This window comes from Cryobacterium sp. 10S3, from assembly GCF_034344045.1.
Classification (GTDB): Bacteria; Actinomycetota; Actinomycetes; order Actinomycetales; family Microbacteriaceae; genus Cryobacterium; species Cryobacterium glucosi.
In genome coordinates, this window is record NZ_CP133773.1 from 1,280,303 (window position 1) to 1,299,917 (window position 19,615).

General features: G+C 68.5%; 20 protein-coding genes. 10 read left to right on the forward strand and 10 right to left on the reverse strand.

The genetic code is table 11. From position 1 onward, the window contains the following. Genes RHM57_RS05925 through sufU form a run of 4 tightly spaced genes read left to right on the forward strand, consistent with a single transcriptional unit; the run spans window position 1 to window position 3,500 of the window. Window positions 1-837 (forward strand): ABC transporter permease, encoded by an 837-nt coding sequence (locus RHM57_RS05925; protein WP_322189641.1) that lies wholly within the window; start codon window positions 1-3, stop codon window positions 835-837. Then, window positions 834-1,625: an ATP-binding cassette domain-containing protein gene (locus tag RHM57_RS05930; RefSeq protein ID WP_134448932.1), complete on the forward strand. Its 792-nt coding sequence runs from the start codon at window positions 834-836 to the stop codon at window positions 1,623-1,625. Before RHM57_RS05925 ends, RHM57_RS05930 begins: the two co-directional genes overlap by 4 nt. A gap of 4 nt (window positions 1,626-1,629) precedes the next feature. Continuing rightward, a complete protein-coding gene (locus RHM57_RS05935; protein WP_134561257.1) occupies window positions 1,630-2,946 on the forward strand; it encodes a SufS family cysteine desulfurase in 1,317 nt (438 codons plus the stop codon). After that, on the forward strand, window positions 2,943-3,500 hold the full coding sequence (gene sufU / locus RHM57_RS05940) for a Fe-S cluster assembly sulfur transfer protein SufU (RefSeq protein WP_134448934.1): 558 nt from the start codon (window positions 2,943-2,945) through the stop codon (window positions 3,498-3,500). Before RHM57_RS05935 ends, sufU begins: the two co-directional genes overlap by 4 nt. A gap of 164 nt (window positions 3,501-3,664) precedes the next feature. Here sufU and RHM57_RS05945 read toward each other — a convergent pair whose 3' ends face one another. The 10 genes from RHM57_RS05945 to RHM57_RS05990 all read right to left on the reverse strand — a co-directional run bounded on the left by RHM57_RS05945 (window position 3,665) and on the right by RHM57_RS05990 (window position 12,821). Further along, window positions 3,665-4,609, reverse strand: coding sequence for an N-acetylglucosamine kinase (locus RHM57_RS05945; protein WP_322189642.1), 945 nt, complete (start codon window positions 4,607-4,609; stop codon window positions 3,665-3,667). A gap of 341 nt (window positions 4,610-4,950) precedes the next feature. Further along, a complete protein-coding gene (locus tag RHM57_RS05950) occupies window positions 4,951-5,625 on the reverse strand; it encodes a hypothetical protein (protein ID WP_322189643.1) in 675 nt (224 codons plus the stop codon). Window positions 5,626-6,400: 775 nt separating this feature from the next. Then, window positions 6,401-7,369 (reverse strand): acetylxylan esterase, encoded by a 969-nt coding sequence (locus tag RHM57_RS05955; protein WP_134561254.1) that lies wholly within the window; start codon window positions 7,367-7,369, stop codon window positions 6,401-6,403. 94 nt (window positions 7,370-7,463) lie between these two features. Then, the gene (locus RHM57_RS05960; RefSeq protein ID WP_322189644.1) at window positions 7,464-8,429 is read right to left on the reverse strand and encodes a hypothetical protein; all 966 of its coding nucleotides are present in this window, start codon (window positions 8,427-8,429) and stop codon (window positions 7,464-7,466) included. Further along, complete coding sequence (locus RHM57_RS05965) at window positions 8,426-9,109, reverse strand: cytochrome b N-terminal domain-containing protein (RefSeq protein ID WP_134448939.1); 684 nt, start codon at window positions 9,107-9,109, stop codon at window positions 8,426-8,428. Before RHM57_RS05965 ends, RHM57_RS05960 begins: the two co-directional genes overlap by 4 nt. Further along, on the reverse strand, window positions 9,106-9,273 hold the full coding sequence (locus tag RHM57_RS05970) for a hypothetical protein (RefSeq protein WP_166787363.1): 168 nt from the start codon (window positions 9,271-9,273) through the stop codon (window positions 9,106-9,108). The genes RHM57_RS05965 and RHM57_RS05970 overlap by 4 nt, the downstream gene beginning before the upstream one ends. Window positions 9,274-9,453: 180 nt before the next feature. Beyond that, the gene (locus RHM57_RS05975) at window positions 9,454-9,840 is read right to left on the reverse strand and encodes a flagellar assembly protein FliW (RefSeq protein ID WP_134448940.1); all 387 of its coding nucleotides are present in this window, start codon (window positions 9,838-9,840) and stop codon (window positions 9,454-9,456) included. Beyond that, a complete protein-coding gene (flgL, locus tag RHM57_RS05980) occupies window positions 9,837-10,790 on the reverse strand; it encodes a flagellar hook-associated protein FlgL (RefSeq protein WP_134448941.1) in 954 nt (317 codons plus the stop codon). Before flgL ends, RHM57_RS05975 begins: the two co-directional genes overlap by 4 nt. A gap of 2 nt (window positions 10,791-10,792) precedes the next feature. Continuing rightward, window positions 10,793-12,325, reverse strand: coding sequence for a flagellar hook-associated protein FlgK (gene flgK, locus RHM57_RS05985; protein WP_322189645.1), 1,533 nt, complete (start codon window positions 12,323-12,325; stop codon window positions 10,793-10,795). A gap of 10 nt (window positions 12,326-12,335) precedes the next feature. After that, complete coding sequence (locus RHM57_RS05990) at window positions 12,336-12,821, reverse strand: flagellar protein FlgN (protein WP_322189646.1); 486 nt, start codon at window positions 12,819-12,821, stop codon at window positions 12,336-12,338. A gap of 440 nt (window positions 12,822-13,261) precedes the next feature. Here RHM57_RS05990 and RHM57_RS05995 point away from each other — a divergent pair, with 440 nt between their 5' ends. From RHM57_RS05995 to RHM57_RS06020, 6 genes are all read left to right on the forward strand, one after another. After that, window positions 13,262-14,203 (forward strand): sigma-70 family RNA polymerase sigma factor, encoded by a 942-nt coding sequence (locus RHM57_RS05995; RefSeq protein ID WP_322189647.1) that lies wholly within the window; start codon window positions 13,262-13,264, stop codon window positions 14,201-14,203. Window positions 14,204-14,288: 85 nt separating this feature from the next. Next, window positions 14,289-15,428 (forward strand): flagellin, encoded by a 1,140-nt coding sequence (locus RHM57_RS06000; RefSeq protein WP_134448945.1) that lies wholly within the window; start codon window positions 14,289-14,291, stop codon window positions 15,426-15,428. Between the two features lie 159 nt (window positions 15,429-15,587). After that, window positions 15,588-16,979 carry a flagellar filament capping protein FliD gene (gene fliD, locus RHM57_RS06005; protein ID WP_134560255.1) on the forward strand — a complete coding sequence of 464 codons (1,392 nt, stop codon included), beginning with the start codon at window positions 15,588-15,590 and terminating at the stop codon, window positions 16,977-16,979. Then, entirely contained in the window at window positions 16,976-17,425 is a 450-nt protein-coding gene (gene fliS, locus RHM57_RS06010) for a flagellar export chaperone FliS (protein ID WP_322135983.1), read from the forward strand. Before fliD ends, fliS begins: the two co-directional genes overlap by 4 nt. Further along, entirely contained in the window at window positions 17,418-17,744 is a 327-nt protein-coding gene (locus RHM57_RS06015) for a hypothetical protein (protein WP_134448947.1), read from the forward strand. The genes fliS and RHM57_RS06015 overlap by 8 nt, the downstream gene beginning before the upstream one ends. A 109-nt stretch (window positions 17,745-17,853) precedes the next feature. Continuing rightward, entirely contained in the window at window positions 17,854-19,521 is a 1,668-nt protein-coding gene (locus tag RHM57_RS06020) for an HNH endonuclease signature motif containing protein (protein ID WP_322189648.1), read from the forward strand. Window positions 19,522-19,615: the final 94 nt, after the last annotated feature.

Here is a 19,615-nt window from a genome sequence, read left to right on the forward strand (position 1 = left end):
ATGACACGGGCCAGCGGCGGGGCGGCGGTCTTTCTGCGCGGCACGGCGCGGGAGAATGCCGAGGTGCTCGGTGTGCCGCGCTGGATCGTTGCTGTCGCTGCCGTCGGCGCGCTCTTCATCGTGCTGCCGATCGTCGGGATGACCGCCAGGGTCGACTGGGCGAACTTCGGCGCGCTCGTCACCTCGCCGTCCGCGATCGCGGCACTGCTGCTCAGCCTCCGCACGGCCACGGCGAGCACGGCGCTCTGCCTGCTGCTCGGGGTGCCGATGGCGGTCGTGCTCGCCCGGAGTCGGTTCCGCGGCCAGCGCTTCGTGCGGGCGTTCGTGCTGCTGCCGCTCGTGCTGCCTCCCGTCGTCGGCGGCATCGCCTTGCTCTCGACATTCGGCCGCCGCGGGCTGCTCGGCCAGACCTTCGAGGTGCTCGGAATCCAGATCGCGTTCTCGACGACGGCCGTCGTTCTCGCGCAGGCGTTCGTCGCGCTCCCGTTCCTCGTGCTCAGCGTCGAGGCGACGCTGCGGGCCTCTGGCGCGCGATACGAGGCCGTCGCCGCTACCCTCGGCGCCGCCCCGAACACCGTGTTCTGGCGGGTGACCCTGCCGCTCGTCGTGCCCGGGCTCGTCTCGGGGGCCGTGCTCGCCTTCGCACGGGCGCTCGGCGAGTTCGGTGCGACCCTGACCTTCGCGGGCAGCCTCGAGGGCGTCACCCGCACGCTGCCGCTCGAGATCTACCTGCAGCGCGAGACGGATCCGGATGCCGCCGTCGCGCTCGCGCTCGTCCTCGTCGTGGTCGCCGTCGTCGTCATGGTGGCGACCCACCGGCCGCGAGGGCTCTCGTGACCTTCGAGTTCGAGGCGGTCCTCGCACGCCGAAACCTCGATGTCGCGTTCAGCGTGCAGCCGGGGGAGACCGTCGCGCTCCTCGGCTCCAACGGGGCAGGGAAGTCGACCGTCGTTCAGATCAGCGCGGGTCTGCTGCGACCCGATTCCGGCCGGGCGAGCCTCGCCGGCCACGTCCTCTTCGACCTGCCCTCGGCATCCGCTGCACCCGGCGGACGCACCGGCACCGTCTCCCGCGCCGGCACCTGGACTCCGCCGCACTCCCGCGGCACCGTGCTCCTCGCCCAGGAGCCGCTCCTGTTCCCGCACCTGTCCGTGCGCGACAACGTCGCCTTCGGCCCGCGGAGCGCAGGTGCCCCCCGCGCCAGGGCGCGTGAGCTCGCCGAGGAATGGCTCGTCGCCGCGGACGTCGCCGACCTCGCCGACCGCAAGCCCGGCGCCCTCTCGGGCGGCCAGGCGCAGCGGGTCGCCGTCGCGCGCGCCCTCGCCGCCCGGCCGCGCCTCCTGCTGCTCGACGAGCCGATGACCTCCCTCGACGTCGCAGCCGTGCCGGCCCAACGCCAGCTGCTGCACCGGATGCTGTCCGACCGTTCCGTGATCCTGGTCACCCATGATCCGCTCGACGCCCTCGCCCTCGCCGACCGGGTCATCGTGCTCGAGGACGGCCGGATCGTCGAGGCCGGCCCCACCCGCGAGGTCTTCGCGAACCCTCGCGCCGCATTCACCCGCGCCCTGACCTTCGGCCTCACCCCTGGGACGGCCGAATCCCGCGAAGACGGCTTAACCTAGGAGCATGACGCTTTCCGCCCCATCGTTCCGTCGTGCCGCCGCCGTGGCGCTGACCGAGGACGAGGTCGCCCGCATCCGCAACGACTTCCCGATCCTCGAGCAGCGCATCAACGGGCATCCGCTCAACTATCTGGACTCCGGGGCCACCTCGCAGAACCCGATCAGCGTGATGGAAGCCGAGCAGGAGTACTACGAGCAACGCAACGCGGCCGTGCACCGCGGCGCTCACACCCTCGCGTTCGCGGCGACCGAGGTCTTCGAGAGCGCCAGGGAGACCGTGGCCGCCTTCATCGGCGCGCAGCCCGACGAACTCGTCTGGACTTCGAACGCGACCGAGGGAGTCAACCTCGTCGCGTACGCGATCTCCAACGCCTCACTCGGCCTCGGCGGCCCGGATGCCGCCCGGTTCCGCATCGGGGCCGGCGACGAGATCGTCGTGACCGAGATGGAACACCACGCCAACCTGATCCCGTGGCAGCAGCTCGCCCTGCGCACCGGGGCGACCCTGCGCTTCATCCCCGTTCTCGACGATGGCACCCTCGACCTCGCGGCCGCGGCAACGATCGTCGGCCCGCGCACCCGCCTGCTCGCGTTCACCCACGCGTCGAACGTCGTCGGCACGATCAATCCCGTGGCCGAGCTCGTCGAGCTCGCCCACCGCTTCGGCGCCCTCGTGCTGCTCGACGCCTGCCAGACCGTTCCGCACCTGCCGGTCGACGTTGCCGCGCTCGACGTGGACTTCGCCGTCTTCTCCGGGCACAAGATGCTCGGCCCGACCGGCATCGGAGCGCTCTTCGGCAAGGCGGAGCTGCTCGCCGGGCTGCCGCCGTTCCTGACCGGCGGTTCGATGATCACGACCGTCGATATGGAGCACGCCGAGTTCCTCGCGCCGCCGCAGCGCTTCGAGGCAGGCACCCAGCGCATCTCGCAGGCGATCGCCCTCGCCGCCGCGGTCGACTACCTGACCGAAACCGGCATGGACCGGATCGCCCTCCGTGAGGCCGAACTCGGCCAGCGCCTCGTGGCCGGGCTCGCCGAGATCCCCGGCGTTCGGGTACTCGGCCCGGCCGCCGGCATCGACCGCATCGGCCTCGCCGCCTTCGACGTCGCCGGGGTGCATGCTCACGACGTCGGCCAGTTCCTCGACGAGGCCGGCATCGCCGTGCGGGTCGGCCACCACTGCGCCCAGCCGCTGCACCGCCGCCTCGGCATCACGGCGTCCACGCGCGCCAGCACCTACCTCTACACGACGACCGACGAGGTCGACCAGTTCCTGGCCGCCATGCACGAGGTCGCCCCCTTCTTTGGAGTGAAGCCATGAGTTCGAGCGAACTGCAGCAGCTGTACCAGCAGATCATCCTCGACCACGCCAAGTACCGGCACGGCGCGTCGTCCGAGCCGTTCGGCGTGTTCGACGCCGACGGTGCGCCGGGCCTGCGGCTCGCCGAGTCGCACCAAGTGAACACGACCTGCGGCGACGAGATCACCGTTCGCGTCGGCGTCCGCGCCGGCTCTGGTGCCGCAGCGGATGCCGCGGTGACGGATGCCGCCGGCCCTGCTCCCGTGATCGAACAGTTCGTCTGGCGGGGTGACGGCTGCTCGATCTCGATGGCGTCGGCATCCGTGCTCGCGGACACGATGACGGGACTGACCGTCTCCGAGGCGGAGGCGCTCGTCACGACCTTCCGCGAGCTGCTCCGCTCGCGCGGCACGATCGAGCCCGACGAAGAGGTGCTCGGCGACGCCGCGGCCTTCGCCGGGGTCTCCAAGTACCCGGCCAGGGTCAAGTGCGCGATGCTGCCCTGGGTAGCGTTCGAGGCCGCCCTGATGCAGGTTGCCGCCGCATCCGCTGCCCCCGCGGCCCCGCTCGCCTAGCCGCGCCCGGCACGATCGGGTCGCCGTATCCCGGCTGATTCTCTCCCGCGAGAGTACGATTTTGGCCCTTAAGACCGAGTCTTAAGGGCCAAAAGTGCGCTCTCGCGGAGTCTCTGGGGCGCCGTGCGAGCGGCGCGCGGCGGGAGGGGCGGGACGGGCGCGGGTCAGGCGCGGGAGCGCGCGACCAGGCTGAGGACGGCGCTGTCGGCGGCCAGGTTCGGCAGGAGCGCGGCGCCGTCGAGACCGTTGGCCGTGGGAAAGCGGATGTCCGCCGCCGGCCAGACCGCGCGCAGGTCGCGCTCGAAGCGGGTCGCGATCTCGGGTGCACGCAGCACGCCGCCGAGCCCTCCGATCACGGGTGCGTCGACCTCCGACTGGCCGACCCGTTCGAGTCCCGTGCGCACCGACAGGGCTAGCTCTGCGGACGCAGCGTCGCAGATCGCAGCTGCGACGGCATCCGTTGCCGCGAGGGCGGTGACCGAGCGCGACCACGCCGCGATCCGGCTCACCCGGGCGGGGTCTGCCTGCAGCTCGAGGTAGAGGGTTTCGAGGTTCGGGAATTCCTTTTGAACGGCATCGCGGAGGGCTGTCACTTGTCCGCGCCCGTCGTAGTCGCGCATGACCGCGTCGAGGGCGGCACGTCCGAGCCAGTAGCCGCTGCCGGCATCCGCGATCAGGTAACCCCAGCCGTCGACCCGGGCGACGGCGCCCACGCCGACCGCCAGAGTGACGACGCCGGTGCCGACGGCGATCACGGCACCGGGGGTGTCGCCGAGGGCGCCCAGGTACGAGGTCACCGAGTCGTGGGCGAGGAAGACGTCCTGCACGCCGAGCCCGTGGGTAAGGTGGCGGAGTTCGGCGGCGTCGGCGTCGGACTGCGTGAAACCGGAGATGCCGGCGCTCAGGGTACGAATGCCGAGGTCGTCGGAGAGCCCGCTTTCGGTCGCGGCGACGGCCTTGACGACATCGGCGAGCTGGGGCATCAGAGTCCGGTCGGTGCGGATACCGGCGAAGTCGAACGTGTCGTGGCGTCCGTCGGCCGAGCGGAGCAGGGCGCGGATGCCGGTCTGGCCGGCATCAATGGTGAGGGAGCGGGATACGTCGGTCATCGCGGGGCGTCCTTGGTCGTGGGGGCGAATCGAAACTGCGGTGCGACCAGCGAGGGTGTCGGTGCACAGTCCCTATCATTCCGTGTTGCCGTGCCCGGAGGGCAGTCCCCGCACGGCCAGTCCCGGAGCCGGACCTCGCAGACGGGCGTGCGCGCGACTCCGGGGTCGGCTAGCCTTCTGGTATCGCCGGTCCAACAGCCGGCCTCTGGGGGGAGAAATGTTGAACAACCTGACGGTCTGGCACGTGTTGATTCTGGTTGGCGGCTTCGTGGTGATGGCGGCTATCGCTGTGGCCATCATCGTCATCGCCATCCGGCTCGCGCGCCGCAAGTAGTTCGCTGTCAGCAGCCGGGGCCGGACGGGTTGGCCGTGCAGTCCTGGCCGACGAGGACCGTCGAGGCCGTGCTGACGACGACCGCGATCGGGGGCGCCGCGATCGTGAGCGTGCCCTGCACCGGACGCCACGGCTGACCGCTGGCGCGGTACTCAGCCGAGTACACGACCGACAGCACCACGGTGTGCCGGCCCGTTGACCTGAAGACGTGGCTGGTTGCGGTGTTCGAGAACTCCGGCACGCCGAGGGCGGCCCAGCTCGCGCCACCCGTCGCGGAGGCGATGGCCGCGCCGTCGCCGAGGTCCCAGTGGAACCGTGTCGGCGTGAAACGCACCTCGGCGGCGAACCCGAGCAACAGGCCCGTGCGCACATGCACGGATGCCTGGGCCAGGAAATTCGCCGGGAGCCCGGTGATCGCCCAGCCGTTGGGCTCCATGCCCTGGCCGGGTGCTGCCGCCGGGAAATTGACGAGATCACTGATGCGGACCACGAGATTCGGGTCGCAGAGCGGGCAGTTGACGGCGAACCCGTCCCGCACGAACGGCAGCCCCACAGTCGGTGTCGGGGTCGAGCCCGGAGCGCCCGCGCCACCCGTCCCGCTTGCACTACCCGTGCCGCCAGCCGTTCCCGAAGCAGCGCCGCCGGGTCCCGACCCCGAGTCGAACCCCGTCGACAGGTCCACGCCCCCGCCGTTCACGACCCCAGTGACAGGTGGTGGGTTTGAGCACTGGCTCGCGAGGTTCTTCCAACCCCCACACGGATCCCTCTCGGTGGCGAATCCTGCAAAACCCAATAGTGCGGGCAATAGGACGGAGATCAGCAATAGTTCGTGCCGGACCATGTGACCGACTCCTCTACAAGCAGCCGTCGACTCTGACTAGCGAGAGTGAAACGAACTTCAAGGGGATAGCGACGGGCTACGTCTGTTGAGACCCGACTAGCCCCCGACGCGTCTACCAGATCGGCTTGCGACGTATCCAGGCAAAGGTACGTTGTGACTTTCCCGGATGCCAAGTCAGTGCTCTGCAATCTCAGGGAGTCAAATTTCAGTTCCCCAATACCGTGGAGCCCCCCTTCAGCTAGGCCGTGAAACGATTGAATCTCATCGTCAAGCGCTCCTCCGGTGGCGACGGCGGACATCCGCTCGGGTGCCATCCCGCCCTCGTGGCCGATCTGCGTCGATAGCGCCTGGTACTCGGTGAATGACTTTCGCGCGGCCTCAAGGGCGTCGGCCTCTGAGGCGAAAGCGGGCGCATCCGCTGTCGGAGACGCGGACGGGCTCGCGAACGGCGCCGGCGACGACGCGCACCCGGACAGGGCGATCAGACCGGCTACGGACACGGCGGCGCACAGGGTCGTCGTCGCCAGTCGGTACCTCGCGCGGATCCGCATGCGGTCACGTTAGAACACTTGGGGACATCCCGCTCGAGTTATCCACAGGGCAAGCAGACGCGTGCTTAGAGGATGCGCTCCTCGAGCCAGGCGGCCTGCCGCAGCCAGTGGTGCCCGGATCCGCCCTCGTGCTGGTTGAACGGGTAGACCTCGATGTCCGCCTCGCCCGCGTAGTGGTTGAGGGCGGCGAAGACCGTCGACGGCGGGCAGACCGGGTCCATCAGGGCGACGGAGAAGAGGGCGGGAGCGGTCGCGCGCTTGGCGAAGTTCACGCCGTCGAAGTAGGAAAGAGTCGTGAAGGTCTGCTCGACGAGGTCGCGGTGCACCGAGAGGTACCGCACGATCTCCTGGTACGGGTCCCCGTCGGTGATCTCGACGGCCCGCTCGAAGTGGCAGAGGAACGGCACCTCGGGCATGACCCCGATGAGCCCCTCGCTGAGGCCAGCGGCCGCGAGCGCGATGCCGCCGCCCTGGCTGCCGCCGCACACCGCAACGCGGGTCGGGTCGACCCGGTCGATCGTGCGCACGGCGTCGATCGCGCGCGCGGCATCCGTGAAGACCCGGCGGTAGTAGTAGTCGTGCGGCCGCTCGATCCCGCGGGTCACGAACCCGGGGGCGGACGGCCCGGTGCCGTTCGGGTCGGGTGTCTCGCCGCCGGAGCCCCAGACGCTGCCCTGGCCCCGCGTGTCCATGAACAGGTAGGCATAGCCGGCCGTCACCCACGCGAGGTTCTCGTGCGGGAGTCCGCGGCCTCCGCCGTAGCCGTTGTACTCGACGACGGCCGGCAGCGGGCCGGTCGTGCCCGCCGGCACCAGGAACCAGGCGCGCACGGGCTGTCCCGCGAAACCGTTGAAGGTCATGTCGTAGACCTCGACCTGGCTGAGCGGGGAGTCGACCCGGGTCAAGTGCGGTTCGTCGGGAAAACGGCGGGCGTCCGCGAGGGTGTCCTCCCAGAACTCGTCGAAGTCGTCCGGCTCAGCGACGACCGGCCGGTAGTCGCGGAGCTCGGGCAGGCTGAGGTCGTAGCGGGACACAGAAAGCCTTTCGGTGAGGCACGGATGCGACCGGCCGCGCAGACACCTCGGCGACGATCGATCTCGTCCCCAGCCTAGTGTTGGCGCACTCCGCTCAACTCCGGCCCGCTGCCCGCTTCTTGTAATAATCCCGCCAGATCAGGCGGTGGATCGGAATCCACCGCGGGATGTCCCGCAGGCCAGGGATGAAGGGCACGAGCGTCAACAGCACGCTCAGCACGAGCATCAGGAGCACGACGAGCAGGTCGGCGTTGGGGGCTGACGCGAACGGCTCGATCTGGTACCAGAACGAGAAGAGCCACAGCCAGGACTGACCGGGGGTGTTCCCGGTCTCGTTCATCATGCCCAACTGGTCGCCGGTGAGATGCGCCGCGGTCGCGAGGTCACCGAAGTAGGCACCGTCGCCGAGGAACAGGATCGTGCGGGTGTAGTCGGAGTTGTAGAACGACTGCTGGGCGTTCAGCACGCCGTCGAGGGCGCCCTGGCTTGCCATTGTGAGGAGCGCATCCGTCAGGACCGGCACCGGGCCGTAGTCGCCGGTGGCGACCTGGGCTGGGTCGCCATCGGGGGCGTTCGTGAGGGCATCCGTGTATGCGGCGGTCCAGTCGGCCTTCTCGGTGTCACTCCCGGCGTTCCACGCGTCGAGAGCGGCGCTCGGCGGAGCGTTGAGGGTCGTCAGCGGGGTGATCACGAGGTCCTGGGCCGTATCGATCGGCAGCTGCACGCCGGAGAAGCTCTGCAGGTCGAATGCCCCGATGGTCTGGGTCGCGTCGGCGGTGGTGTTGTACGGCGGGCCGTAACCGGCGGTCTCGCTCGTGCCGCCGAGCTCGGCGGTCGCGGTGGCCACGAAGTCGGCGGGCTGGGCCTGGGCCCAGGACTTGAGGGTCACGCTCGGTTCGTCGGGCGAGCCGACGATCGCCGAGAGACCAACGATCACGAGCCCGACGACGACGAGGGCGACCGTGAGTTCCTTGAAGAGGTCGTACTCGCGCACGGTGCCGCGCCACGGGCGGCGCGCGAGGCCATCCCGGTCGGAACGGGACATGGTCGGGGCGCTCATCGGGTCGCCTCCGTCCGGTCCGTGCCGCTCAGCTGGGCGTCGGTTTCCGCCGCGTCGATCGGGGGGACGACCCCGTGCATCCGCACCAGGATCACGTGCAGCGCGACGACGGCTCCGACGGCGAGGGGAAGCAATACGATGTGGAACCCGAAGATCTGGCCGAGGTTGGCCACGTTGAACCACGCGCCGATGCCGGAGGCGTTGAGCGCATCCTTGCCCTCGAAGGCGATCCACTGGGAGTCGAAGTTGGTCTGCAGCAGGTAGCCGGTGAACGCCGCGACGATCGAGACGAGGAAGGCGCCCATCCCGGTGATCCAGGTGAGGGTGCGCCCACCGCGCCAGGCGGCCATCCAGTACTTGCCCCAGAGATGCACGACCATCGTCATGAAGAAGAGCTCGACGCTCCAGAGGTGCACGCTGTTCACGAAGTGCCCGAAGTCGGAGACGTGGTACCAGGCCGGGCCGTTCAGGCTCAGCACGACGCCGGAGACCACGATGAATACGAGCGAGACGATCGCGCCCATTCCGAAGACGTAGATCCAGGATGCGACGTAGCTCGGTTGGTCCTGCGGCAGTAGCTTGTCGGCGGGCAGGTGCTTCAGCAGCCAGCCCCTGGCCTTCCCTGTCCAGGTGTAGTACTCCTCGACCGGTTCGGTCTTCCGTTCCTCACGGATGCTCATGGCCGTTTCTTCCCGCTCGGGAACGGCAGGAAGAGGGCCAGCACGAACAGCAGGATCATCACGAGGATCACGATGAGGTTGCCGAGCTGGATCTGGAAGGCACCAAAGCCGAGATAGATGCCCGGACTGTCCTGGGCTGCAAAATAGCTGATGAGCGGATGCATTACGGCTCCATTGCTCGGGATATCGGCCAGCCGTTGGGTGAATCCGAGCGGCTATGCCCCGATGGATCTCACGCTATTCCCGTTCGGCCGGAATCGCTCATCATTGGTCGCGGAAATGCCCTGAGACTCCGTTCAGGAACGCGCACCTGAGGACGGAGCGCGCACGCCCGTACTGTGTGCTCAGGCCGCCGACGCGGCGCCGAGCTCGGCGCGGAGGGACCAGTCCTGTCCCTCGAGGATGATCTGGGCGCAGCGGCCGGTCGTCGAGTTCACGACGATCGGCGCCATCAGGTTGACGGTCGTCCCGCCTTCGCGCGGGTTGGTCACGACGAGCACGAGAGCCTCATCGGCGCCGGCAAGGTCGAGGGAGCTGGCGTGCTCGTCGGTGATGACGGGGGAGTAGTCCGGCAGATAGATCGAGGCGTCGAGCACGAAGAGCCGGGTATGCCGGTCCTCGGCGGACTGCAATGTGTACAGGCCGTCGGCTCCGGCGATCTCGGTGAGATCGAACTCGGTCAGCGGCGCGAGGCCGGGCGGTGGGGAGACGAATGTCAGGGAGGCGCTCACTGGAGGAAGTCCATCAGGGTGTGCTGCAATACCTTCGCGGTCACGGAGAGTGCAGCCTGGTAGCTGACCTCCTGGAGTTTGAGATCAAGGGCGGCCTGGGCGAGGTCCACGTCTTCGATCCCGGATCGTTGGGCCTCGAGCGTTCCGGCCTTGGTGACGAGGCCGGCGCCGGCGCTCTCGATCTGCGCCTGTCGTACGCCGTTGTCCGACTGCGCGGCGATGACCGTGGTCAGTCGGGTGTCGACGGTCGCGAGGTAGTCGCTCGCGGTCGCCGTCGGGGTCGCCCCGGCGGTTCCGGTCGTGGGGTCGAGGGCGTAGCTGATGTTGTCGATGAGAGTGAATACCGAATTCGTGTCGGGCCCGTAGATCTTCGATCCGTTGGAATCGACGCGGACGGTCGAGTCCGCGGCGACGCGGCGCTCGACGGTCGAACCAGAGGTGCCCGTGTAGGTCACCGTCGCCGGAATCGCCGGGGTCGCCCCGTTCGCCGGGATCGCCGCGGTCGTCTTGAAGGCCACGGCCTCGTCCGAGGTTCCGGCGAAGACGCTGCGACCGAGGTACTGGGTGTTCGCCTGGGTGAGCAGGTCCTGCTTGAGCCCCTGCAGCTGCGTGGCGAGGGCGCTCTTCGCGGTCTGCGAGAGCGAGCCGTTGCCGCCCTGCACGGTCAGGTCGCGCACCTGGTTCATGATGTTCGTGGTGGCGGAGAGCGCGGCATCCGCTGTCGTCAGCCAGCCGGTGCCATTGTCGACGTTGCGGGTGTACTGGGCGACCGCGGTCTGCTGGGCGCGCACCGCGAGCGAATCCGCGGCGCGCGTCGGGTCGTCCGAGGGGTTCTTCAGCGTCGTGAGCGAGGAGGCCTGCTCCTGCAGCTGGGTGAGCCTCGCGAGGTTGCTCTGCAGGCTGGTCTGCGCGGCGCGAATCTGCGTCTGTGTGGTGACACGGGAGATCATCGTCAGCGGCCCACCAATCCGGTCTTGTTGATGAGGACGTCGAGCATCTCGTCGACGGCGGTCATGACCCGGGCGGCGCCCTGGTACGCGTGCTGGAACATCAGAAGGCTCACGTTCTCCTCGTCGAGGTCGACGGATGCGTTGGACAGCTGGGCCTTGACCGCCGCGGTCGACGTGATGTCGGCCAGGGACGCGCCCTGGAGCTCGGACTTCGTGGTCACCGCGAGGCGGGTCACGACATTGGACCAGTCCGCGCTCGGTGAGGTGAAGGGGAGGTTCGTCGCGGGGTCGATGGCGGTGGCCTTGCCCGCGCCCAACTGCGAGACGGCGTCGGCGATCGTGCCGGCCGAGGTCACGGTGGTGGATCCGGTTGGGGCTGCAGCGGCGGTTACCGCGGCCCCGGCTGCGGTCAGCGCCGCCGAGAGGTCGGTTGCCGTCTTCGGCAGGACGCTCAGGCCGAGGGCAGCTGCCCCGGTGGTCGAGACTGTGAAGAAATTCCCGCCGGGAGTCGACGTGGGGTTGAAGACGGCGTTGACGCTCGTGGCGAGTGACGTCGCGAAGGCGTTGTAGGTGGCCGCGACGTCGGCGAGGGTCGATCCGGTTCCCTGGCCGTTCGCGTCGATGGTCGCCGGGCCGAGCAGCGAGAGCGCTCCGGCGAGTTCGCCGCCGTCGACCGAGACGGCCGTCGGCGGGGTCTTGCCGAGATCCCTGGTCCAGACGACCTGCACGGTGCCGGCCGTTCCGGTATTGGCTCCGGTTCCCGTCATCGAGGTGGCTCCGACGGCCGTCAGGCTCTGGGCCTGATCGCCGCTGACAAGGGCGTTCCCGCCGACGAAGATGCTGACCGTGCCGTCGGTCTGTTCGGAGACGACGCCGCCGGTGAGGGCGGCGATGGTCGTGGTGAGCGCGCTGCGCTTGTCGAGGAGTTCGTTGGCGGAGCCGCCCGCCGCGACCGTCATCCGGATCTGGGAGTTGAGTCCGGCGACCTGTGTGGCCGCGGCATTCACCTCGGAGACCATCGAAGTGACGCTCGAACGCTGGGAGGACCACTCGGTCGCGACGGCCTGGTAGTTGGACGCGATCTGGCCGGCCACGGCGTTGGCCTGGCTCAGCACGACGCCGGCCGGGGCCGCGTCGCCGACGCTGTTGGAGACGTCCTGCCAGCCGGCCCAGAACTTGGAGAGGGTCGCAGACAGCCCGCTCGTGCCCGGTTCGTTGGTGGCGGCCTCGACCGCGGAGAACGAGTTGGCGCGCACTGCGGAGAAGCCGGCTGCTGCGGCCGAGGCGCGCACCTGCGCGTCGAGGCTCGCGCTGCCGAGGCGGGCGATGCCGGTGACCGAAACGCCCTGGCCGGCGCCGACTCCGGAGGAGAAGAGACCGACGCGCGTCACGGCATCCACTGACGAGGTCGTCACGCGCTGACGGGTGTACCCCTCCGTGCCGGCATTGGCGATGTTCTGGCCGACGACGTCGAGGCCCTGTCGGGCGGCGACGAGGCCGGTGTATGCGGTGTTGAGTCCGCCGAATGTGCTCATGGGGTTCCCGTTAGAACGACTGGTCGAAGAGGCGGGCGGTCGGGGTGGACGCATCCGCTGTGCCGCGGGCGTCATAGGTGTTCGTGTTCACACGGATATCGGCGAGCGTCTCCTGGCTGGAGCGTGCGGCCGAGCGGAGCAGGTGTTCGTTGGCGTCGCGGAGTTCCTTGATCTGGGAGGCGAGCTCGCCGAGGGCCTTGAGGTGCGCCGTCATGATCTCGGTCCAGGGGCCGACGGGGGCGTGGGCGACGAGTTCGCGGAGCGTGGCGTCTTCGTTCGTTCCCCACTCGGCGGACATGGCGGCAACCTCGACGCTGCGGGCGAGGCCGGCTTCCTGCACGTGGCCGAGCACCTGCTCGACCTCGCGGGTGCCCTGCTGGAGCCAGCGGGTCTTGCCGTTCGTCAGGAGGAGCTGTTCTTCGTCGAGCTTGAAGACGAGCAGTTCGAGGAGCTCCCGCTCGCGCCACAGGAGGGCCGAGAGTTCATTGGCGCCCACGATTTCCTCCACACGATTCCGGTCGGGCCGAGGGACGCACGACCGCGTCGACTCTGGCTTCAGATGGCACTATCGGCAGGGTTTTGCCGCACGTAAGCGATCCGTGTGCCCAGACTGGCAGGTGGCGGCTGGGAATGTCCACCTAAATGAGGACAACGCTTTCCCAAAAGTGGGGGTGGCAGGGCGTGTCCGAGCAGGTAAGCGTTTCCCGGTTGGGGGGTAGTAGCCCCCCCAGAGTGGGGGTGCCGCACGGCCCGTCTCAGGGGCGGCTGATTGTATGTTTGACACGCGGACAAAACACTTTGTGTTAAAGGGGCCCCGAACCCCTGTCCGATCAGTGAATTTGTCCCAGTGCTCACCCGGTACGAAGCGAAGTAATCCTGGCCCTGCCAGAGGTCTCTCGCTCAACATCCGTTCGTGAAACACAAGGGGGCTGCGACGTGAATCGCACAGAGCGCAATCGGCTGGTCACCGACAACCTGCCCCTCGTCGGATACCTGGTTTCCGAGGTCTGGGCCAAGGCTCGTCACCTCTCACGCGATGATCTCGCGTCTGCGGGCGCGCTCGCGCTCGTCACGAGCGCGGATGCTTTCAACCCCGACCTCGGGGTTCCCTTCGGCGCATTCGCCCGTCGTCGCATCATCGGGGCATTCGCCGACGAGATGCGCTCCAACGACTGGGCCACCCGCACCGCCCGTCGACGCATCAAGGAAACCCGCGCCGTTCAGGAAACCCTCGCCGCCGCCCTCGGCCGTGCCGCGAGCGTCGACGAGATCGCCGCCGCACTCGGCGTCGACCGTGAGACCGCGGCTGCAGGCCTCGCCGACAGCGAGCGCACCGTGATCGCCCTCGACGACACCACTGCCGAGTACATCCCGGCGAGCACCGTGCTGCCGGGGGAGTCGCTGCTTTCCGCCGAGCGCCTCGCGTACCTGCGCGCGGCCGTGCTCGCGCTCCCGCCCAAGATGCGCGAGATCATCGAGCAGGTCTACTTCGACGACCGCCCGGTCAAGGACATCGCCGCGGACCTGGGCATCACCCACTCGGCCGTGTCCCAGCAGCGCGCGGAGGCCATCCGCCTGCTGCGCGACGGCCTCGGCACCCACTACGCCGACGATGAAGCCGACTACGTGCCGGAGTCCCGCGTGGCGCCGGCCCGCCGCAGCGCCTACCTGGCCAGGCTCGCCGATCACGCGATGCTCGGCATCGTCAACGAGCGGATGCCCGCCGTCGCGACCGACCTTCCCCTCACGCAGCCGATCAGCTTGCCGGTGCCCTCGCGGACCGCCGCGATCGCCGCAGCGAAGTACGCCACCGCTGCGGGATCCTTCGGCGACCACGGCGTTTACCCGGCCCGGGAATCTTTCTCGCTCAACGGCTAACGCACGATCGGCCAAGGCCGATAGATCTCAGTGTCAGCCCATGGATGGGTAGACGCACCGACACCCACTCACGGAGGAATACATCATGGGTATGCAGATCAACACCAACATCGCGGCGAACAACACCTACCGCAACCTGACCGCTACACAGAACGACATGTCCAAGTCGCTCGAGAAGCTTTCCAGTGGTCTTCGCATCAACCGCGCATCGGACGACGCGGCCGGCCTCACGGTCTCCGAGGCACTCAAGTCCCAGGTCGGTGGCCTCACGGTCGCCAGCCGCAACGCCCAGGACGGCATCTCGGTCGTGCAGACGGCTGAAGGTTCCTTGAGCGAGGTGCAGTCGATTCTGCAGCGCGTTCGTGACCTCGCCGTCCAGGCCGGTAACGACTCGAACAACAAGGACTCCCGCACCGCGATCACGACCGAGGTCACTGCGCTGACCAAGGAACTGACGCGTATCGGTGACTCGACGAACTTCAACGGCACCCAGCTGCTGGACGGATCGAGCAAGGCACTGAGCTTCCAGGTCGGCGCCAACTCCGATGCCAGCAGCCAGATCAAGGTCGACCTGACGGGTGCGAACGTCAACACCATCGCAACTGCGATCGGTGCGACGAACGTTGGTTCGTCCTACACGGTCGGCGCAGCCGGCACCAACGACGCCGTGCAGTCCTTCGTCGTCACGAACCCGGACAAGTCGGTCTCGACGATCGCGACGGCGGCGCTGTCGACCGGCGGTGGTACTGCGCAGGAAGTGGCCGATGCACTCAACAAGGACACATCCTTCTCCGGCAGCTTGATTGCTACCGTCGACACCGCAGGCAAGCTCAACGTCAAGGCATTGAACGGTGGAGCGGTGGCCGTCGCGAACCCTTCCGCCGGGCTGACCGCGGGTGCCGGTGGACTTGCTGCTTCGGGTGGCCTGGACTTCAGCACCGCTGCTGGCGCTGCGGCGGCAATCAAGGTTGTCGACGCTCAGCTCACCAAGGTGTCGACCGCTCGTGCCGACCTCGGTGCGGTTCAGAACCGGTTCGAGAGCGTCGTCAAGACGCTTGCCGTCTCGACCGAGAACCTGACCGCTGCCGGATCCCGCATCCGCGACACCGACATGGCCGCTGAAATGGTCAAGTACACCCGCTCCAGCATCCTGGTGCAGGCCGGTACCGCCATGCTCGCTCAGGCGAACCAGGGCAACCAGGGCGTGCTCAAGCTCCTCCAGTAAATCGGATAGCCCAGGCAGTCGGGCAACCGACCGGTGAACTATGGCCGGCGGCGCGCGGGAGATGAACTGGACCTCATCCCTCGAACGCCGCCGGCCATTCCACGTTCCACCCGCAGCACGACCAGCAGCACAGAGTTTCACACCTAAGGAGGTGGAGGCATGACGAACGCGATCGACGGGCTCATCAGCGGCCTGGACACCACGACCCTGATCAACTCCCTGATGACCGTCGAGGCTCGTCCCCAGACGCTCCTCAAGGCATCCGTCGCCACCTCTCAAAAGCTCATCACCGCACTCCAGGGCCTCAACGGCCAGGTCGCAGCCCTCGCGACCCTCGCGACCACGGCTTCGAAGCCGGCGGCCACCGACCTCTACGCCGCTACGAGCAGTTCCACGAGCGTGACCACGGCCATTTCGACCGGGGCCAGTGCGGGCCAGATCGACGTTGTCGTCGGCGCCCTCGCCAAGACCCAGGTCGGCGTCTCCGCCGCCCTGACCGTTTGGCCGGCCAGCCCCGCGGCACTCACCGTCGTCGTGAACGGCGTCAGCACCGAAATCACCCCGGCATCCACGTCCCTTGACGATGTCGTCACCGCGGTCAATGCGGCTGGTGCCGGCGTCACCGCGACTAAGGTCGCGTCGGGCGTGGACGCGAGCGGGGCCGCGCAGTACCGCCTCCAGTTCACCGCCAGCGACTCGGGACTGGCTGGCGCATTCTCGATCTACCAGGGCACCAAGGCTGAGGTCACGGCCAACACCGCGACGAACGTGCTCACCCAGACGGGCGCCGCCATCACGACCGCCGCGCAGGATGCGAGTCTCACTCTCTGGGCCGGCACCACGGCCGAGCAGAAGATCACCTCGTCGACGAACACCTTCGCTGACCTGCTGCCCGGAGTCGCGATCACGGTCTCCGCGGTCTCAACCTCGGCCGCGACGATCAAGGTCGCTCGCGACGATGCCGCGATCAGCTCCCTCGCCTCGGGCCTTGTGAGCTCGCTCAACGGCATCTTCGCCCTCATCTCCACCCAGACCGTCGTGACGAACAGCACCAACGCCTCTGGCGCCGCCGTGATGTCGCCCGGTGTCTTCACCGGGGACGGCGGGGTTCGTGACGTGAGCCAGAAGCTGCTCACCGCGGCATCCGCCCCGATCAACGGGCACTCGCCGTCGGAATACGGCATCAGCATCACCAAGACAGGCACGATGGAGTTCGACGCGGCAAAGTTCGCGACAGCCCTCGCAGCCGACCCGACGACGGTCAAGGCCGCCGTGCAGGAGATCGCGACCCGGGTCGCCGCAGCGGCAACGGCCGTTTCGGACAAGTACACCGGTGCGCTCACGAGCGAGATCACCGGACAGCAGTCCTCTGTGAAGAACATGAGCACCCGGATCGACGCATGGGACATCAGTCTCGCCACGCGACGCTCCACCCTGCAGGCCACCTACACGGCGCTCGAGGTCTCCCTCGCCGCTCTCAAAGCGCAGTCGAGCTGGCTCACGGCCCAGGTCGCTGCGATCCCGACCACTACTACTACGAGCGCTGGATGATGATGGCAATTATGAGCATGATGGGGAGCAACGCGCAGGCCCGCCGCGCACAGTTCAACCGCGAATCGATCCTGTCCGCCACGCCGGCGCGGCTCCTGACGATGCTGTATGACCGTCTTCTCCTGGATCTCAACCGCGCACAGGCCGCGCAGCTCAACCAGGACTGGCAGGTCGCCTCGGAGAACCTGCTGCACGCCCAGGCGATCGTCTCTGAGCTGTCGTCCTCCCTCAATGTCGAGGCCTGGGACGGCGCCGAAGGCCTGTTCGCGATCTACGTGTACGTGCAGAACGCACTCATGAGTGCCAACGTGCACCGGGACGTCAACCGCACGGTGGAGTGCATCGGACTGCTCGAGCCGCTGCGTCAGACCTGGCACGAAGCCGCCGAGCAGCTTCCCGCGCAGCCGATGGCTGCCCGGGTCGGAGGAGAGCTCGGTTATGCCTAGGCCGTCGGGATCGTATGAGGAGTGGCTGCGGGTGCTCGACGAGCTCGAGCGCAGCCTCGGCAGTGGTACCCGCAATGCGGTGCTCGCGATCGAGGGGGAGCGGTTCTCGACCGGCGTGCAGTGGCGCGCGCCTGAGCACCTGGGGCAGCTTCCCGTGCAGCTCGAGGAGCGTGCCCGGTTGCTCATCGCCGGCCAGCTCGAGTTGATCCGCGAGATCGAGGATGCGCGGCGCTCCGCCGGAGCACACCTGTCCGCCGTGCGCACCATCCTCACCGCCCAGCGCGCCAACGCGTCCGTCTATCTTGACGTCACCGGCTGATCGGACTCGTTGAGCGAGGCTTCTCCTCAACAGGTGCCTGATCAGAGGGAGTTTCCACAAGCCTGAGCCATGCTCAAAGAATGTCGGCGGTCCGTCGTAACGTGGGGGCATGACCGATCTTCCCCAGCCGCCCGCTTCACTCGATCAGCCGCATGGCGACCGGGTGCAGGGCGACCCGGTGCAGAGAGGCGTGCTCGGCGGGTTGCGGTCGATGGCTCATATCGTCACCGGGCTCGGTGGCTCGTCTGCCGCTGTCGACACGTTGAGCGATGACGCGGTGCTCGAAGGGCACGCATTGATTTCGGGAGCCCGGCGGGCACTCGACACCCAGGCAGCGTGGTTCGCCGCGACACTCGCCCGGCGGTCCCGGCCCGAACTCGGCGGCCAAGGCCTTGCGGCCCGGAAGGGGTTCCGGACCCCAGAAGATCTCCTGCAGAGTATTTCTGGGTCAAGCAAGGGCGACGTGGGCAAGCTGCTCGCGGTCGGCAGGCTGCTCGCCGAGGCCGACGCCGCTGAGAAGGCCGCCCGGGAAGCCGCCGAGGCTCAGAAGTTGCTGGACGAGACTCCGTTCCTCGACGGCGTCCCACCCCTCGACGGCGCGGCCCCGGGCCTGCCGCCGGTCGACCCGCCAGTGCCTGCGGCCGCGGTGCCGCCGTGGCACGCGCCGATCGGCCGGGCCCTGCGCGAGGGCTGGCTGAGCGTCGAGAAGGCAGACTCGCTCCGGAAAGGGCTCGGCGACCTGGACCGGGCGATCACCCCGGAGAAACTCGCCACGGCCCTGGCCCGGCTCCTCGCCGAGGCGCGCACGGTGAACGCTGACCAGTTATTCAAGCGGGCCCGGCGGGTGCGGGACGTGCTCGATGAGGCCGGCATCGCCGCCCGGGAGAAGGCCGTCTACGACGACCGGTCGTTGCGGTTCTGGCGACTCAACACGGGGCAGGTGCGCATGGTCGGGTTGTTCGCCCCGGAAGACGGCGAATACCTGATGAGTACCTACGACGCGATCACGAGTCCCCGCCGGGGCGGGGTCCGGTTCGTGGACAAGGTCCAGGCGGCCTGGTCGAAGCGGGTCCAGGACGACCCGCGCTCCACAGAACAACTCACCGCGGATGCGTTCCTGGCCCTGATGAAACTCGGCGTGAAAGCCGACCCGAAACGCATCGCCGGCGGTCGCAGCCCCGCCGTCCGCATGATCACCATCCGCCCCACCAGCGCCACACCCACCGGTTTCGCGCCCACGGGAACCACACCCACCGATGCCGCGCCGACCGAGGCCCCGTCACCCACAGCCGACGCTGCGGCGAACCCCAAAACCGCGGCACCCGCGCTCCAGCCGGGGGTGATCGAGGGGACCGCGGTGACGGTCTCGGCCGAGACGGTGGAACGGAACCGGTGCGACAGCGGGCTCCTCGATGTCACCTTCGACGACCACGGCAGCGGCGTCGACCTCGGCCGGGAGCAACGCACCTTCAGCCCCTCCCAAAGGGTGGCCCTCGCCATTCGCGACGGCGGCTGCCGGTGGCCCGGCTGCGACCGACCACCCTCCTGGACCGAAACCCACCACATCCAACACTGGAAAGACGACACCGGCGAGACCAACCTCGACCAGGGCATCCTTCTCTGCAGGGCCGACCACCTGCGGCTCCACAACGAACACTGGCGCATCGCACGCGACGACACGGGCCGCTACTGGCTCACTCCGCCACCCGGTCTCGACCCCGAGCAGAGGCCCATCCTCCTCACGAGCAAGAGCGAGATACTTCGCGACGACGACTGACGGGAGCGGGCGGTCGGCGGGCCGAAACGGCCGCTGCACCCCCCTTTCGAGCCAAGCGCCTGACTCGTGGAAAGAAGACCTAACGCGGGCCCGA